This window comes from Nostoc sp. DedQUE04, from assembly GCF_034530995.1.
Classification (GTDB): domain Bacteria; phylum Cyanobacteriota; class Cyanobacteriia; order Cyanobacteriales; family Nostocaceae; genus Nostoc.
Genome location: NZ_JAVRCA010000012.1, coordinates 40,509 through 56,224, shown reverse-complemented (window position 1 = coordinate 56,224; position 15,716 = coordinate 40,509). Strand labels below are relative to the sequence as shown.

16 protein-coding genes and 2 pseudogenes are annotated in these 15,716 nt (G+C 39.0%); 10 read left to right on the top strand and 8 right to left on the bottom strand.

Going from position 1 to position 15,716, the window contains the following annotated elements:
• Window positions 1-86 precede the first annotated feature (86 nt).
• From RM049_RS11000 to RM049_RS10975, 7 genes and pseudogenes are all read right to left on the bottom strand, one after another.
• Window positions 87-2,210, bottom strand: a complete 2,124-nt coding sequence (locus RM049_RS11000; protein ID WP_322704198.1) for an AAA-like domain-containing protein — start codon at window positions 2,208-2,210, stop codon at window positions 87-89.
• Window positions 2,198-3,301 carry a hypothetical protein gene (locus tag RM049_RS10995; RefSeq protein ID WP_322704197.1) on the bottom strand — a complete coding sequence of 368 codons (1,104 nt, stop codon included), beginning with the start codon at window positions 3,299-3,301 and terminating at the stop codon, window positions 2,198-2,200. Before RM049_RS10995 ends, RM049_RS11000 begins: the two co-directional genes overlap by 13 nt.
• The gene (locus RM049_RS10990) at window positions 3,291-4,205 is read right to left on the bottom strand and encodes a MoxR family ATPase (protein ID WP_322704196.1); all 915 of its coding nucleotides are present in this window, start codon (window positions 4,203-4,205) and stop codon (window positions 3,291-3,293) included. Before RM049_RS10990 ends, RM049_RS10995 begins: the two co-directional genes overlap by 11 nt.
• Entirely contained in the window at window positions 4,193-5,272 is a 1,080-nt protein-coding gene (locus RM049_RS10985) for an XRE family transcriptional regulator (protein WP_322704195.1), read from the bottom strand. The genes RM049_RS10990 and RM049_RS10985 overlap by 13 nt, the downstream gene beginning before the upstream one ends.
• Before the next feature lie 7 nt (window positions 5,273-5,279).
• Window positions 5,280-6,341, bottom strand: coding sequence for a trypsin-like peptidase domain-containing protein (locus RM049_RS10980; protein WP_322704194.1), 1,062 nt, complete (start codon window positions 6,339-6,341; stop codon window positions 5,280-5,282).
• A 158-nt stretch (window positions 6,342-6,499) separates the two neighbouring features.
• Window positions 6,500-6,739: pseudogene (locus tag RM049_RS39250) on the bottom strand (NACHT C-terminal helical domain 2-containing protein); the annotation flags it as partial.
• A gap of 12 nt (window positions 6,740-6,751) precedes the next feature.
• Window positions 6,752-8,512 (bottom strand): NACHT domain-containing NTPase, encoded by a 1,761-nt coding sequence (locus RM049_RS10975; RefSeq protein WP_322704193.1) that lies wholly within the window; start codon window positions 8,510-8,512, stop codon window positions 6,752-6,754.
• A 73-nt stretch (window positions 8,513-8,585) separates the two neighbouring features.
• Here RM049_RS10975 and RM049_RS10970 point away from each other — a divergent pair, with 73 nt between their 5' ends.
• Entirely contained in the window at window positions 8,586-8,759 is a 174-nt protein-coding gene (locus RM049_RS10970) for a hypothetical protein (RefSeq protein WP_322704192.1), read from the top strand.
• 81 nt (window positions 8,760-8,840) lie between these two features.
• Window positions 8,841-10,208, top strand: coding sequence for an IS4 family transposase (locus tag RM049_RS10965; RefSeq protein ID WP_322704191.1), 1,368 nt, complete (start codon window positions 8,841-8,843; stop codon window positions 10,206-10,208).
• Between the two features lie 22 nt (window positions 10,209-10,230).
• On the opposite strand, the gene RM049_RS10960 is transcribed toward RM049_RS10965, so the two are convergent.
• Window positions 10,231-10,770, bottom strand: a complete 540-nt coding sequence (locus RM049_RS10960) for a hypothetical protein (protein WP_322704190.1) — start codon at window positions 10,768-10,770, stop codon at window positions 10,231-10,233.
• 213 nt (window positions 10,771-10,983) lie between these two features.
• Between RM049_RS10960 and RM049_RS10955 the strand changes: the two genes are divergently transcribed.
• From RM049_RS10955 to hxsD, 8 genes and pseudogenes are all read left to right on the top strand, one after another.
• Window positions 10,984-11,205 (top strand): helix-turn-helix transcriptional regulator, encoded by a 222-nt coding sequence (locus RM049_RS10955; RefSeq protein ID WP_322704189.1) that lies wholly within the window; start codon window positions 10,984-10,986, stop codon window positions 11,203-11,205.
• A complete protein-coding gene (locus RM049_RS10950) occupies window positions 11,195-11,791 on the top strand; it encodes a helix-turn-helix domain-containing protein (RefSeq protein ID WP_322704188.1) in 597 nt (198 codons plus the stop codon). Before RM049_RS10955 ends, RM049_RS10950 begins: the two co-directional genes overlap by 11 nt.
• 151 nt (window positions 11,792-11,942) lie before the next feature.
• Window positions 11,943-12,851, top strand: coding sequence for a hypothetical protein (locus RM049_RS10945; protein ID WP_322704187.1), 909 nt, complete (start codon window positions 11,943-11,945; stop codon window positions 12,849-12,851).
• The gene (locus RM049_RS10940; protein ID WP_416212631.1) at window positions 12,851-13,291 is read left to right on the top strand and encodes a DUF5674 family protein; all 441 of its coding nucleotides are present in this window, start codon (window positions 12,851-12,853) and stop codon (window positions 13,289-13,291) included. The genes RM049_RS10945 and RM049_RS10940 overlap by 1 nt, the downstream gene beginning before the upstream one ends.
• Window positions 13,272-13,631 carry a hypothetical protein gene (locus tag RM049_RS10935; RefSeq protein ID WP_322704186.1) on the top strand — a complete coding sequence of 120 codons (360 nt, stop codon included), beginning with the start codon at window positions 13,272-13,274 and terminating at the stop codon, window positions 13,629-13,631. Before RM049_RS10940 ends, RM049_RS10935 begins: the two co-directional genes overlap by 20 nt.
• Window positions 13,632-14,069: 438 nt before the next feature.
• Window positions 14,070-14,298: pseudogene (locus RM049_RS10930) on the top strand (DUF6444 domain-containing protein); the annotation flags it as partial.
• 312 nt (window positions 14,299-14,610) lie between these two features.
• Window positions 14,611-14,901 (top strand): His-Xaa-Ser repeat protein HxsA2, encoded by a 291-nt coding sequence (gene hxsA2, locus RM049_RS10925; protein ID WP_322704185.1) that lies wholly within the window; start codon window positions 14,611-14,613, stop codon window positions 14,899-14,901.
• A gap of 481 nt (window positions 14,902-15,382) precedes the next feature.
• On the top strand, window positions 15,383-15,715 hold the full coding sequence (gene hxsD, locus RM049_RS10920; RefSeq protein ID WP_322704184.1) for a His-Xaa-Ser system protein HxsD: 333 nt from the start codon (window positions 15,383-15,385) through the stop codon (window positions 15,713-15,715).
• The last annotated feature ends 1 nt before the right edge of the window (window position 15,716 follow it).

Genomic DNA, 15,716 nt, shown 5'->3' with positions numbered 1-15,716 from the left:
AACAAATGTATATCGGTAAGTAGTTTTTGAGTTTTCGTTATGAAAGACAACAACTCTACTACGAAACGCCCTACCTCTTCATGCTCTTATTTTGGCAACCGTATTGATTTAATGGCCAGCTTTTGCTGAAAAAATTGTCGATATAACCGAAAACTAGGTATGGCTAGGTTATTATCTAATTTAATAAGCCCCATACTGCTTAACTTGTTAGCAATTATAGGTTCTAATTGTATTGGTTGAGTAGAATTTATCACAGTAGCAAGAGAAATAGCTAATTCAGGCTGCTCTTGCAAGGTTGTCCAATGACGTTGCAAGTGATTTGAATAAATTTTGCTAGCAGTGGGAGCAGTTTCTACCAGTTGCGACAGAGTTAGCTCGTTTCGACTCAGATGATAGAGAGCTAAATCTACTAGTGCCGGATGTCCCCCGACCATTGCTATTAATTTTCTAGCTTCTTCTCCATCTGTCCAATTGAGTCCATAGCATTGAGCTAACTGCTGTACTTCTTCTTGGCTAAAGTTGTCTAACTGAATCGGTAACCCTACATTGAAAGGAGACTGATTAAGTTCAAGAGGAACATAAATATCTGTTGAATGAACCACGACTAGACGAAGCTTTTGCCAAATGGGCAGTCTTTTCGCTTCTTCGTACCAAGAACGCAACAGAGGTAGAAAATCCTTAGCTACTTGGGGATGCTCGAAAATATGGTTTACTTCATCCAACGCCAAGATCAGGGGAGTATTAATTGACTCTAGTAGATATTCTTGAAAGTAGACGGTGCAGCTAACTTTACTTCCCAAATCTTCATCCCAATACTCGTCTAACATTGGTTTAAGCTGAAGCTGGCGAGCAATATTGGCACACAACCAGCGCAAAAGTTGATTCAAGTCGCTCAGAATTGTCTGCTCGACTTGTTCTAGATTCAAGCTGATAGTACAGTAACCCTGGTGCTTGGCATAGTCAAGAATCCTCAGCAGCAGTGAAGTTTTGCCCATTTCTCTGGGAGCTTTGATCCTGATTAACGCTCCTGGTTTCTTAATTTCTTGATAGATTTGTTCCTCAAGGTAAGAACGTTTGAGGTAAAAGGGAGAGGCGAGAGGAACTGAGCCACTGGGGTAGCTTGGTGATGTATCCTGATTAACTGTGGGAGGAAATTGCGTCAGGTCTTGTTTCAAAAGTTTTGTATTTGGAGCTGCTTCAACAATGGCATAAGATTCCAGCAGCACTTGACAGTTTTTCTTCGTCACGCGCTGGCCAATGACCTTAGAGAGTCGCCCAAACAACTCTGGGGCAACAACATTGGTAAAGTAGCCAGGACTATAACCTGCCTCTATAGCTATTTGGTTATAAGTTTTATACTGCCAAATCCCACGCAGAATCAGATTTTCTGTGGAATTAAGGGGGCGATTGTGGCTCTCAATTAGTAGGCGGTCAACAATCTCAAACAGACTATCAAGGGTAATTATTTTAGAGGGTAAAGTTCTATCGCCCTTATAAATTTCTTCTTTTTTTATTGGAAAATCTAGATTTATCCCAGCAATTTCTATTTGAGAATCTTGTCCAGATAAACTTTTAAATTGAAGTTTTGCCTCTTCTAAATTGCCACGAGCAAAACTTTCCATCCCCTGACAGTAAACTAACAACTGCTTAAAACCAGCCTCTACCAAAGGTTGTGCAAGAATTTTCACTAACGAAGCCAACCTTAATAACTCCTGTATATCTTTTTGCTGCACTCGCTTACTTAAACTCTGCGCCAACTTCTGTGCTGCTACATCCGGCTTAGTATACACCAACGCTGTCCACTCTTGTGCTTCTCGCAGATCCCTTGTATCTGTGTCATCATCAATCAATCGCTGTGCTACGTAATCTAGTAAAAACTCTCCTAAATCATTAAAGCGTTCCTGTCCCAGAGCTTCCTTAAGTTCCCTCAACAATAAATTTCGATCAGCGATATCCATCTCAAACATCTCATAACCCACTTGCCGACACAAACGCGACAGTAGCACATGAGTAACGGCCGTCCAAGGGGCTTCAGGGACAAAGTTTGCCCAAATTTGGTAAAGTAAATCGGGTGTCAGCACCAATGGAAACGCCGCATTACGAGCCAAGTTCCGGTGTGCTTCTCCAAATTGCTGGGCAAACCCTTCAATACGCCGCTGGGAAATTCTCATTGCGCGGTTTTGATTAATGTCGGCGCTCACATCAGCCATGAGTACGCAACCTCCCCACTAACATACCGACTTCGCAATAGATTAATTGCTGCATTCATTCCCTGCGGACTCATCTCAAACATAGGTACAAAACGAGCTATTTCTCCAGCAGTAGTTTGCCGCCAGCATTCACTAGGCATCGGATTCAACCAAGCGAAATAACGTACCGACTTTTGTAACTGCTCAATCCATACCTTAGTACTATCAATCCGTTCTTGGTCAAAATTCCCCCGTGCTGCTCCGGCATCGCTAATAATTAATACTGCCGCTCGTTCGCCAATTTCCTCCAACACTTCAGAAACAGCCTTGGCATCAAGCATTGCTGGATGACGGTATAAGTATTCATCTGGGTAGTCGTGAAAATAAAATACATTAGTTGTTCTCAATTGTCCTCCCCTTTCTGCTGTTTCCACCAACTGCCGCGATAAATCGTGAAATGGCACCATTGAACCTTCCTGGTCAATTAGTAGAACCAAATCTGTGCGATTGGTACACGGTGGCATCATCACAGGTTGCAGTAAAATACCCTCACGTCCAATTTTTGCTACCGTCGCCTCAACATCTAACTCTGTGGGTACTCCTTGGCTCACCGGACGGCGCAGATAACGCCAGCATTGCTTCATTTGTCGCTTGGTAACGGGAAAATATTCTGTCAAAAGCATATAGCGCGGTCGTTTCATCTGTCTATCACCGCGACTGCTCCGCACAGCTTGGACAGCTTGCACTGGTTCTGGGGTAATAGTGGGAGTTGTCTCTAAATCAGGTAACGATTCATCAATTGAAGATGCTTTAGATATTGATGTTTCTATTGAAGAAGATTCAGAAATTTTTCGTGTAGAGAAATCTGAATTGACTGAGTGCGATTCAATTTGCTTCCACAGATGGTCAAATAACCGACGAATCAGGCGATTTTCCTCCTCAGATTTTGCCCATAGCATACAACAAAGCTGTTCTAATTCTTGACGATCACTAATTCCGAAACCACCTTCTAAACTACGCATAAGTACTAAATATTCTTCAACCTCCAACGGCAAACCATGTCGCTGCAAGCTGTTAAAAATATCTAGCAGTGGTAGTTCTTTAAGCTTCATACTTCAAATACCGTAAATGGTCTTCCCATTTCTTTAACAGAACTTCAGGAAAAGGTATTTCTCCTTTTAACTGCTTTAGCATTTCATCTTCAGGGAATTGCCGCAACACGGTAAACCAATCTAGTAACTCACTTGTAGTAACTTTTTTCCCAGCTTTTCCTTTTTCCATTTTCTGTCGCAGTTCACTAAAACGCTGTACCGCAGCTTCTACTAAATCAGGAGAGGATGCCGAAAAATGTGATTGAACAATGTTAGCTAACTGTGAATATGGAAACTCAATATAATAAAACAAACACCGACGCAAAAATGCATCTGGTAAATCTTTTTCATCGTTGCTAGTAACAAAGACAATGGGAGGATAAATTGCTTTTATTTCTTCCCCTGTTTCTTCAATTGTGAATCTCTGCTCGTCTAGTTCTCGCAACAAATCATTAGGGAAGTCAATATCTGCTTTATCAATTTCATCAATTAAAACGACAGTACGCTTTTCATTTTTAAAAGCACGTCCCAAAGGCCCAAGCTTGATATAATTATCTAAATTCTTGACTTTGTAATTATTTGTTTCACCTATTTGAGTAAGTTGACCATCGTGCAAACGACCAACTGCGTCATAAGTGTAAAGCCCATCCCTTGCTCTAGTTGTTGATTTGATATACCAAGATTCGTAGGGTAAACCTAATTCGTAAGCAACTGCTTGCGCTAAGGTGGTTTTACCACACCCTGGTTCACCTTTAAGCAATAACGGGCGTTTCTCTAAGAAAATTGCGAGATTAACAGCTTTGATTAATTCTTTTGATGCGATATATGGGGCTAATCCATACTTTTGGCCATCTTCGGGTGAGATTGGCTTACCTGCATAATACTGCTTGCCATTAGCAGTTAGTACACTTGCTAAATCAGCCATTTTGCTAACCCTCCCTCCCAACTGTGACCGCAATGACAACAAATTTCTTCATAAACAAATTCTGGGATTCCATTTTCGGTTTTTTCTAACAATATTTTGGCTGTTAACCCAGTAGGTATGTTTAGGCTTTCCATAGCTGTAACCATATCAATCCAATCATCTAAAATATCCAATGGAAAAGGACTAGCAGGTGGTAAATACAGTGGGATACGTGGATACTCTGATTCATCGAATTGCTTTGATAACAGAATATTTGATTGACAAACACTGCCGCTATTATCTACTAAAAACATTAATAAATGTGTATTTTCTTGATTAGCAAAAGAACTGACTTCAACTTGTGTTACCAGTGGTTGCCAAAATTCTTGCAGCCATGCTAATAGCACTTTTGGCAGCATATAATCCACAGTGGAAAATATCAAAATAACATCTTGAGTACAAAGCCGTTCACAAATTCTATGAGTAATTTCTTTTGATTCTACGTCTTTCGGTAAACGAAACCAAGATGCTAGCTGCCGCCATAGGTGAAGAGTACTTCTGCCTGCTCCGTTGTGGCTGACATCGATTTTAATTGGCGAAATATTTTTCCACTCTGGCTTCAATCGCAACAATCGATTTACTAAAAGTTGTTGTCCGCAATAAGGCTCACCGTGAATTAAAAAGGCAGCTGTCCGGTGTAACTCCATAACTTTTTTAACTAACCGTGCCTGCGATTTAAAGTCAATTTGTAATAGCAAATCAAACAGTAAATCTGGTGGTGTTTGAAAACCTCGAAACTCTCTAACAATTTCATCAATCTTTATCTGGATATCTACTCCGACATCTTGACGAATCTCTGCTAATAATGCACAAATAGCAGGCTTTCCAAGACTAATTTCTCCAAACTCATGGAGTTTTTTAAGCATATCAGTAATAAAAATATCCACGGACATATCCCACTCTAAGCGATTTAAAACAGGTGCATTAATTAATGCTCTACTCAAATATGCTCGACGCTCTTTTTTATCTTCCATTAAGGGTCGGAGTAGAGGCAATAACTTGTGGATAATATCGCTACTGATCGCCATCGCCTAACTATCTCGATAAACATTTATAAATCTCTAGTGCATTTTTCTGAAGGTCATTCAACAAAGCGATCGCACTTGTTCCCGCATTGCGTAGATATCGGCGTTGAGTATTAGGTTCTGGAAGCATCCCTCCGCTATGGTGTATACCAACTACTTGAAAAGTATCATCAAACACAGGTGAACCAGATGATCCTGGTTCTGTACTGGTAGTGTATTGTAATACGCTATTATCGGCGTAAGCAACAAAATTATTCTGAATCGAAATTTTCTTTAAATGACCGCCAGGATGTTGAATAATTGCCACACGCTCATCTCGCCGCATCGACTTACTTTTGAAGATTAAAGGCTTGCCGAAGTCTGGTACGTCTTGCAGGGTTACTACTGTATAATCCAATTCTTCATTAGTATAAAAAGCACCTCCAGCTAAAGCCCCAATAATCTGTGTTGGGCATTCTTGCGCGTTGATATCCAGTTGATAGTTAAAACTAAAATCACTTTTCTCTCCTACTTCTTGACTATTAATAACGTGATTGTTCGTCATTAGTAAATCAGGCGCAATCATAAATCCTGTGCCTAAACTGTCTGGAGTGGCGATCCGAACCACGGCTTTTGAAGCTTCCAGAGCCAAGTTTAAAATGTATATATCGCGTAATGTATTTTCCCCAATAATCTTTTCTTTGATATCAGCTGTACTATCTACTCCCTTCCACTTGCCAATTCCACGGCTAGGACTGACTGGAACATCAAGCGGGTAGTTCCGAAATAGTTCTACGATAAAGTCTTTATCTTCATCCCCAGTGTAAGGCTGAATACAATTGAGGAAGACAGCGAGGGCTTCTTTATCGTAAGCGACTCGTCCAAATTGAGCTAAAAATCGCACTACTTCCACAGAAACACCCATCGGCGTACCATCCAAATCTAAACGCGCCAGCATGACATCTGCTTGGGCTACACCTTGCAATGCACCTGCCACTAGACGGCGGCGATCGCGTACATTAGCAAAGTCGGGTAAATTTTGAATAATGCGGGTAAGGCGTTGGAAGTCAGTTGTGGATAATTGTACGGTCACGATTACTGTATCCTATAAAACTTATTACTAAACTTTTAATTTAAAGCAAACATTTTGTGGTCGAGCAACGGTTAAAGCTTTGTATTTGAAACCGTTATGGTGTTGTTAATCTACACCATCTGCATCTACGAAATAAAGTAGAAGATGATGAGTAGCGTTCATTTTTCATGTTTGCACTTTTCGATTTCGGCGATGGGTAGAAACAATTTTTCCTCAATTTGCTCTCTCACATTGTCACTCATCGCAATAACTTTATTTAGACAATCCACTAACAAATTATTTGCATTATAATACTGTTTAAATAATTCTTTTTCCTCATTATTTAATTGCCAATTTTGACATATTTGACAATAACTATTCATATTCATTATCAATTCTTCTATCCAAGCTTTGCTGTGTTCATTCCAGAATTATTCATATTTTATTCTTTCCTGTCCATTGGGTAATTTATTTTTGAGTTTAATTAATTCTTCTTTTAGTTGTGGTTGGAGGTTAAGCGAGTCTTTAAGAAGTTCATCAAGAAAGATTTCAAAATCTAAATATGTGGTTGTTATACAAATTATAGACATACAGAATGAACTGCTTGAGCCAGAACTGTAGAGCAGTCGGCTAAAATCTGGGCTGCGAGAGTGAAAGACGCAACGGTACAATAAATGATCTACTTGTAAGGAACGAGATATACCAGGATTAAATGAAGGTATGATAAGACGCGATAGATGGTCGTCAAATGAGTTTTGTACTTCAATGGACAGATAAAAAGCTCTAATTGCGGCTGATTTACAAACTTTATCGACTAAAGTAGATTTTTGATTTGCCCAGGCAAGAATGTTTTGTAATTTTTCATCAGCAGCAACTATTGCATCAACTTTTTGTTTCATTAATAAAATAAAACTATCTACGTTCGTCTGCATCTCTGTTGATAGCAAAAATACTTCTCGCCACTGTTTATCAGTAATATGACTAACCAAATTTTTCCAGTTAGAACGTTCGATAAACCATTTAGCTGCAAAATATTCCTGAAATGTCAAGTGAGAAAAAGAGTAAATTCGCTGTGCCCGTTCTACTATTAAACCATGCTGTGCTTCTATTGACTCAAGTAGTGTTTGACTATCATCTAGCGAAATATCAAGATACTCAGCTATGTAACTTTGAATTTCATCTTGTTCAAACAACATATATTGTTCTTGTTCAAATTTACGAGCAGCTAAATAAGTTAATAGTTTCCGCTTTTGTTCGATAGATAAATTTTGGTAAACTGAATAACGCTTAATTCTCCTAGAATCATCCCACTTTGACAGTAGGATTTCTAATCCTTGTTCATAAAGTTCAGATTGTTTCGAGTAAAATTTACCTTTGTCATCAAATACTCTACAGGTTAAACTTAGCAAAATGGGGATAACTGCTAATTCTTTAATTTTTTGGTTTTCTGGCAAGTTAAATAGCTCTATTAACTTTGATGATTTTGCTTCGGCTTCCTGTAATCCATTCCGAGAATTAGCAGCAAACCATTTGTGACCAAATTTTACTATTTGTTCAGAATTAAAATCAGCAACTTCGACATAGTTAAAACGCTTGAGTCTGTATTTTTGCGCTTGAACTCGGCAGGTAATAATAAAGTTATTTTGGTCATAGTTATCTAGAAAAAACTCAATCTCATCTACCACTGCATCACTGTTTTCTTCCGGAACTTCGTCAAGTCCATCCAGTAGCAATAAAAACTTACCTGCTGAAAGTAGCGCTGTCACTTCTTGTTGAGAAGCAACTTCCCGCAAGTAGGAACTTATATGAGAATCGAAACTAAAATTACTTACTCTTTTGGCTTGTCTTACAAAATCCCTAAGCCGAATTAAAATTGGTATACGGTCAGCTAGCAAATAGCCCTGATTACATTCAATAACAACGTGCTGCAAAAAGGTAGTTTTCCCCGATCCCGGTTTTCCTAATATCATTAATTTTGCATATTTCTTCACTGATTGAAGTCCCGTGACTCGCTCGCGCACTTTAGATAAACCAAAACGATTAAAATCTTCTCTTTGGTCACGACCCCTTAATAACTCATCAATTTCTAAACGAGAGTAACTACAGGGTTCCTCAAGAATATTGACATCAACATAAAGACGGTCAATTTCTACTGGATGGGCAATATCTAATAATTGTATGGTTCCATACAAGTTTTGGATTCTATCATATAGACGAATGGCACTAAGAAAAGCTCTAAGCTATACAGGATAAGCGCTACAGATTTTGAAGCTATTAATAAACAGTGTCGGGATGGGGCAGGCGATTGTCCTTGATGAAGTGTTGCGATCGCTAATGAAGTTTGCTCCTGGTGTAACCAGGAGCCTTGTTGGGATGCCTGTGGCGGTAAACTACGCTATGCCTAACTCTAGACAGTGCAAAGATGTACAGGTTGTCTAAAAAATTTTTAGGTAGGAAAAGCTTACTCGTTCATGAAATACTTTCTTTCAAGACGAGCAAGCCAACATCATAAATACTACTGTGACACTACGAGTACAAATCCTCAAGGATAAATTCAATTCATCTCTGGGATTACCTTTTAAAGAACTGTTGCCAGCTTCTGTAATTGAGCAAGCCCTTTCAGAACTAAAAGTTAGATACTATAAACGATTATTTGATCCAGTAGTAACATTATGGGCATTTTTATCTCAAGTTTTAGATACTGATAAGAGTTGCCATAATGCAGTGAGTAAAATAATTGCACAACTGGCAGGTGAAGGAGTAGAACTTCCATCAACTGATACAAGCGCTTATTGCCAAGCTAGGGTAAAATTACCAGAGAAATTATTAGAACAACTTTTTGGCAAAGCTGCACAAAGTCTAGAAGATAAACTGACAATAGAATATTTATGGCGTGGTCGAAATGTCAAAGTAATAGACGGTTCAACTGTCTCAATGCCTGACACTGTAGAGAACCAGAAAGCATACCCTCAAACAAGTAGCCAAAAGCCTGGATGTGGATTCCCAATTGCGAAAATTGGTGTGATATTCAGTTTAGTAACAGGAGCAGCTGTTGCTCTATGTATCGATGTTATGAACACCCACGATATTAAACTAGCTCGCCAACTATATCAGTTTCTTAATCCCTTAGATATTCTTTTAGGGGATAGAGCTTTTTGCACTTACGCCGATATAGTCGCTTTGTTAAAACTTAATTGTGATGCAGTCTTCCGTAAACATCAAGCTCGAACAACATCCATGCGTAAAGGCAAAATTATTGGAGCCTGTGACAAGTTGGTAACTTGGTATAAACCTAAAAAATGCCCAACAGGATTGAGTAAAGATGAATTTGATGCTCTACCTCCCACTATAACTGTGCGAGAAATTTACTATTACATTGTTATTCCTGGTTTTCGTACAGAAAGAGTTAGCTTAATCACTACTTTGTTAGAGAAAGTAACTTATTCAACTCTGGATATTGTTGGGCTTTACGGTCAGCGCTGGGACGTTGAATTAGATTTAAGACATCTCAAAACTACATTAGGAATGGATGTTTTGCGCTGTAAAACTCCTTCAATGGTACGCAAAGAAATTTATATTTATTTACTTGCTTACAATCTACTGCGTGGTTTGATGTGGTCGGCAGGTACTACTTACGGTACTCCTCCGTTGCGCTTATCACTCCAAGGCACTCGCCATCATTTAAATAACTTTATTCCTGAATTGTTAGCTGCTCATTCAACAAAACGTCTTCAAATTTATTGTACTTTACTTAAAGTTATCGCTCACAAGGCTGTTCCCGCACGTCCTGCTAGAAATGAACCACGAGTCCGTAAACGTCGCCCAAAAGCTTACCCCTTGATGACGAAACCCCGGCATGAATTACGAAAGCAGTTGCAAACTGCCTAACCCGCGGGTGTTTCAGCTTTTCTTAGTGCCATTCATCATATAGACCTTTTCTTACTTTTTGCACAAGCCCATCAAGATCGTTTGTTGTAGAAGCTGGTAAATTAACTTGACGAATAAGTTTATCGATACGTTGTTGTACATCTACACCTACTTGCGGCCGCACATATTCCAATAATGTCCATAGTGCTTGTTTTCCTGGTGCTACTTCACCATAATCAGCAAGCTTACACAACATATCTGGAATAAAACTTGCCACAGCACCACTCCAATTAATATGTTGCAATACAGGTGCATCATTACCTAAAGCTAAAACTAAAAAAGGGCGACGGCTTCTCTCATCTTCCAAAAAAGGACGCAATAAATTCACCAACTCATTGAGAGTGTTAGGTTTTAATTTGAGATTTTGAATATTTTTAAGATTGGACTGCCCAAAGTGAATATTGTAGACATTATTCCCAATTTGCCCAGCGTTTACTGTGTCAGCATTAATCAAACTACCATCAAACTGGGCATTTCGTAAGTCATTTTTATTAACTTGCTTTGGGTTTTCTGAGTCCGACATGGGTTAGCTTGAGCAGTTTTAAAGGTTGTTGTTATAAATATTACAAAAATTCACTGTAGAAAGACAGTTATCTAATCTGTTACTCCACTCAGTGGTTATAAAAGCGCTTTAAATTCTTAGTTAACTTTATACTACAATTACTCTATAATAGTGTTAACTACTTTGCAATAACAGTTAATTGTGAATATATCAGTGGCAATCTAAGGTATGCCCATGAGAAATCGGATTAAGGAATTTGTTGACAGCAAAGGGATGAGCGTTTATCAGTTTTGGCAAGAAACTGGTATTAGCCGGACTACTGCGTATAGCTTGTACAACAATTCCGCTCAGTATCTTGGCAGAGATGTCATGGACGCGATTTGTAGTCGATACAACATACAACCAGATAGTTTACTGAAATGGATACCAGCCCAGGAGTTGAACAATGGCGATTAATCCTGCCACTATCGATCCTCTTGCCTTACCTTCAGTATTTCTTCACGAGCGATCGCAGTTACCGACTACGCCTTGTATTTACTTTGCTATCGATTCTCAAGGTGTAGTGCAATACATCGGACAAACTAAAAATCCTCGAAAACGATGGCTTTCCCATCACAAGGGAATTGAAATAGCAATGATGCATGGAATTAAGATTTCATATTTGCATTGTGATGCAGATTTACTTCCTATAGTAGAGAATGCTTTGATTGCTTGGTTTAATCCTCCTTTGAACCGAGGAGCAAAAAGACGAGGTAGGCTTGGCACAACCAAAATTATTATTGAAGTGGAGTTTACTGGTATCGGAACTGCTTTGAAAAAGGCAAGAGAAGCTGCGGGGATGAGTTTAACCGTAGCTGGTGATTACGCCGGAATGAGCGGGGCAAATTTTAATAGAATTGAGAACGAGGATACAAAGGGTGTACCTTTAGACACCCTCATCAGAGCAGCCAATGCTGTAGGGCTGGATTTGAAAGAGTGCTTAGGTGAATGGATTCAGCATATTCCTGGGGTTAACTTAACAGAAAGTTCTAATGGCGATTAACCTTCAGACTATTAATCCTCTTGCCTTACCTTTAGCTTTTCCAAAGAAGCGATGCCTGTGGTGGGCTATGCCGGAGCAGTTATTAACTACTTCTAAAATTTACGTTGCAGTTGACTCTGAGAAAATCTTATTGAACTAGAAAGGTGGAATTATGCCTAAACCACCTTCTAGACGCAACAAAGCCACCTCTGCCGCATCTACCGATTCAACTTCAGCAGCTAACTCTGCAAACGAGGATATCTCCCAGCAAGTAGACCCAGGTTCAGCAACAATTAACGTTACTGCTGTTGAAATTCCAGAGTTAACCGAGCAGGAAATTAGCGATCGCCTGCATCTAGAGCGCAAAGTAGAACGTGCATTTTTTGAAGCTGGCAAGGCACTGGCCCAATTACGCGATCGCAGACTGTATCGATCCACGCACAAAACTTTTGAAGAATATTGCCGTGATAGGTTTGGTCACAGCCGTCGCCAGTCTTATCTTTTAATGGATGCGGCGGTTGTTTTCGATAATTTGATGGAAAAATGTGATCAATTTGATCACATTTTGCCGACAGCAGAGGGACAAGTCAGACCGATGACAAAGCTTGAACCTCAAGAACAGCAGGAAGTGTGGCTAAAAGCGGTGGAGCAGGCAGGGGGTAAAGTGCCACCAGCTAGAATCGTTAAAAACGTAGTGCAGCAAATAATGGAACGCACCCAAGTACCGAGCACCTACCAATTGGGGGAGGTGTGCCAAATACTTGCAAAGGACAACCCCGAACTCAGAGGCAAGGGTGGCTGTTGGGGCATAATCAACCATGTGGGTCAATTCAGTTGCACTGTCAGAACCTGGGATGGCGAATACACAGTTGGGTTGCAGCACCTGAAGTCGCTCAATTACTTGCCTGCCGAGTGTGAGCAGATGCGGGTGATTTGCGATCGCATCAGTCGGGTGTATTCGGGTGAGTTGGAGGAGTCGGTGCAGAGGTTTTTGGAATCGTTGGGGAAGCTGAAGCGTGGTTATTTGACGGATTTGGAAGAGAAAGTGTTGAGTCTTCTGGAGTTGGAAATCATACCATAATGCTGCAAGTGATTAAGTTTGGGATTCAAGGGATTCTACAAAGTAGAATTTTGACTTGTGCATTTATTTATACAGGTAGGGGTGAGATTTTGGTACTGATTATTAGGGAAAGAGCAACTCTCGAACAAGTGGAGTTAATGCTGCAAACTTTGCGAGTTTACATTAAAGTGGCAGTAGATATAGAAAGAGGGATTTTAGCTGGAGGAGGAGAGAAACACGCTTTCTGTGAAGCAGCATTGCTCGAAGACGGTAGTAAACAGCGATATATCTGGGGTGCGGATTGGACTCCCTTTAACCAATCAATCGCCTATGAATCGATTATTAACATACGTCCAAGCCAAAATAATCGCTCAATGGTAATTCAAGATCCAGCGATTCAAGAACGTGTTAAAAAAATAACTCAGGAGTTAATTGGTGGATATGAACCAGAATTTAGATGAAAAACAAGCACGGTTTCAAGGCGAAAATACATCACATCGCTTAGGTCATATAGCTTCTAATTTAGCTAGGCTGAGAACATTTTGTGACACTTCTTACCCTGAAGCGGTCAAAAATGTTGCAGATGAAACTATGTGTTTTATCGAATGGACGGCAGCAGAAATTGAACCTGAATATGCTGAAGAACTGGTTAACATTCAAGTTCAACTGGCACGATGGAGATTAACTTTTGATAGTATTTGGTCTGATGATACTGAACGGAAAAAAATGTCTGAACAATCTAGTGCTTGGTCAGAACGGATATTAGATATGTCAGGATTGCTGTCTGAATCAATAGCGTAGTAACTACATCTGGGTATGCTGGAATTTTAGATAGAACTTTGATGGCTAATTAATTTATATTAAGTACGATTTCCCAGTTTAAAAAGATTACGAATTTTCAACATAAATGATGTTGGATTATCCGAATTTTTAGCATCTTTGTTTGAATCTAGTAACTGCTTTTTTAATGGCTCTACAAAATGTGTGATGGAAGCATTAATTTGATTAGATGTTGTTTTTGATTTGATTCAATATCAGAAATTATATTTTGGGTTAAATCGGGAACAGGAGCATTGATTTGATGTAAGGATTCAGGTGGCAGGGTGTTGACAAAAGGGACACTTGAGGGGGAATATCGCAAATATGAACCAAAACCTGCCTCAAGAATTAGAGCGAGAAAGCTTGAACCAGTTATCAAAAGAAGAACTGGTGGATATCATTATTGAGTAGAGTAAGGTAATACGTGATTTACAGAAAATAATCTTAGAACTACACCAAGAAGTAGAACAGTTAAAAGTCAGCAGAGATTTGGACAGCAAGACTTCATCGAAACCACCATCTAGGGACATTCTGAAAAAAAGCGAAAACAAAAAAGCTCCCCCCCCAAGAGGAATCAAATTATCCCAAAAGAAAACCAGGCGGGCAGCCAGGACATCAGGCAAAAACGCGTAAAGGTTTTGGGAAAGTACTCTGTCTGTCCCATCCCTGCTTCCTAAATATTAGACCTGAATCCTTACATTACTTACAAGTATAATATGTCCGTATTAAACCCCATCGAGGACTATCCTTTAAAAATAGCCTAAATAGTATTACTGAGGTAGCCTTGTCTTAATTACAGTTAAATTATTAAATGTATAATTTAAGCATAAGCAGAAAATAGTGTAAGTTTTGCCTAAGTGATCAGTAAATAAAATTGCAAACGATCTGATACCTAATCAAGCGTAAACTTTTTCTAAAGTTGCATATTTATACAATAAACTTTTTTATCGGTGATTTAAGCATGAGTAAGAAGAATCGGGAATTTTTAAAGCCAGTTGGGTTAGTAGTGGCAGCTTTACTTAGCACAACTCCTTTACAAGCAAATGCGACTTCTAACATACATTTGAGTAATCTGCTTAGTAAAGTAAGCGTAACTAACACACAAGTTAGTGAAAGTGATAACTTGCATGAACCCCTTTTGATTGCACCATCAACAGGAATAAATAAGGAACAGTTAATAGCAAGACATTATTCACACCGTTCTCATAGTTCTCATCGTTCTCATAGTTCTCACTATTCCAGCAGTAGGTAAGTATAATGCTAATAGAATTTATTTAGAACAATCGGTGTTGCTGATTGACAATTATGAACTTTTTACGTAGATATGCGAAATTGCGAAAAATAATTCATCTTTGAATTCAGCAACATCGAAAAATGGCGTTGCTAAGTTATGGGATGATTTCGCTCAATTTGGAACGAGTTTTCAATGCTTTTAAGCGCCTATTCATCCCGCATTTATGCAATGCCCGAAACATTAGTACTTGCTAAGATTTGCAAATATAAATACTTTGCCTTGACAGCAAGGTAATTTATGGTTTATTGCTCAAATTAATTATAAATCAGACTGGACTCCTTATTCTGCCGCAAAGTTACTACTGCTAAGTGATATCACTGAGGACGAATAAGTTTTTGGTAGTTAGGCTTATTGGCTAGCTAATAGCAACATATTACTCCCACAGTTTGCATAGTTCTCATAGCTCTTACCCTTCTTACTATTCTAGTCCTTAATAAATATGTCGTTATCAGACAAAAGTTTTATTTTAGAAGACAATCAGGCAAAACTATTTATCAATCTTGAGTTGTACAGCCTCAATGCTGTTAAAAAGACGGCCTATAAGTTTGCCTCTCAATGTTCTATCCTTTTAGAAGGAAAAGATGAACAAAAACTATGTATTTTATTTACTTTTCTTGAACCTACAGTTTCAGATAAGATACAGCAGGTTGTTGCTGATTTCTGTGATGAGCTAATAGATCAAGACTTGCGAGAAATCATTGCTAAAGAAACCGAGGCAGCACGCAACTTGATATTGGCTCAAGCTTTTTCTAAAACTTCATTAATAAATTAAA

Excerpts from the sequence above, each read along its gene's own strand:
- RM049_RS11000 (WP_322704198.1), bottom strand. The coding sequence starts at position 2,210 with ATGGCTGATGTGAGCGCCGACATTAATCAAAACCGCGCAATGAGAATT.
- RM049_RS10995 (WP_322704197.1), bottom strand. The coding sequence starts at position 3,301 with ATGAAGCTTAAAGAACTACCACTGCTAGATATTTTTAACAGCTTGCAG.
- RM049_RS10990 (WP_322704196.1), bottom strand. The coding sequence starts at position 4,205 with ATGGCTGATTTAGCAAGTGTACTAACTGCTAATGGCAAGCAGTATTAT.
- RM049_RS10985 (WP_322704195.1), bottom strand. The coding sequence starts at position 5,272 with ATGGCGATCAGTAGCGATATTATCCACAAGTTATTGCCTCTACTCCGA.
- RM049_RS10960 (WP_322704190.1), bottom strand. The coding sequence starts at position 10,770 with ATGTCGGACTCAGAAAACCCAAAGCAAGTTAATAAAAATGACTTACGA.
- RM049_RS10955 (WP_322704189.1), top strand. The coding sequence starts at position 10,984 with ATGAGAAATCGGATTAAGGAATTTGTTGACAGCAAAGGGATGAGCGTT.
- RM049_RS10950 (WP_322704188.1), top strand. The coding sequence starts at position 11,195 with ATGGCGATTAATCCTGCCACTATCGATCCTCTTGCCTTACCTTCAGTA.
- RM049_RS10945 (WP_322704187.1), top strand. The coding sequence starts at position 11,943 with ATGCCTAAACCACCTTCTAGACGCAACAAAGCCACCTCTGCCGCATCT.
- RM049_RS10940 (WP_416212631.1), top strand. The coding sequence starts at position 12,851 with ATGCTGCAAGTGATTAAGTTTGGGATTCAAGGGATTCTACAAAGTAGA.
- RM049_RS10935 (WP_322704186.1), top strand. The coding sequence starts at position 13,272 with ATGAACCAGAATTTAGATGAAAAACAAGCACGGTTTCAAGGCGAAAAT.
- hxsA2 (WP_322704185.1), top strand. The coding sequence starts at position 14,611 with ATGAGTAAGAAGAATCGGGAATTTTTAAAGCCAGTTGGGTTAGTAGTG.
- hxsD (WP_322704184.1), top strand. The coding sequence starts at position 15,383 with ATGTCGTTATCAGACAAAAGTTTTATTTTAGAAGACAATCAGGCAAAA.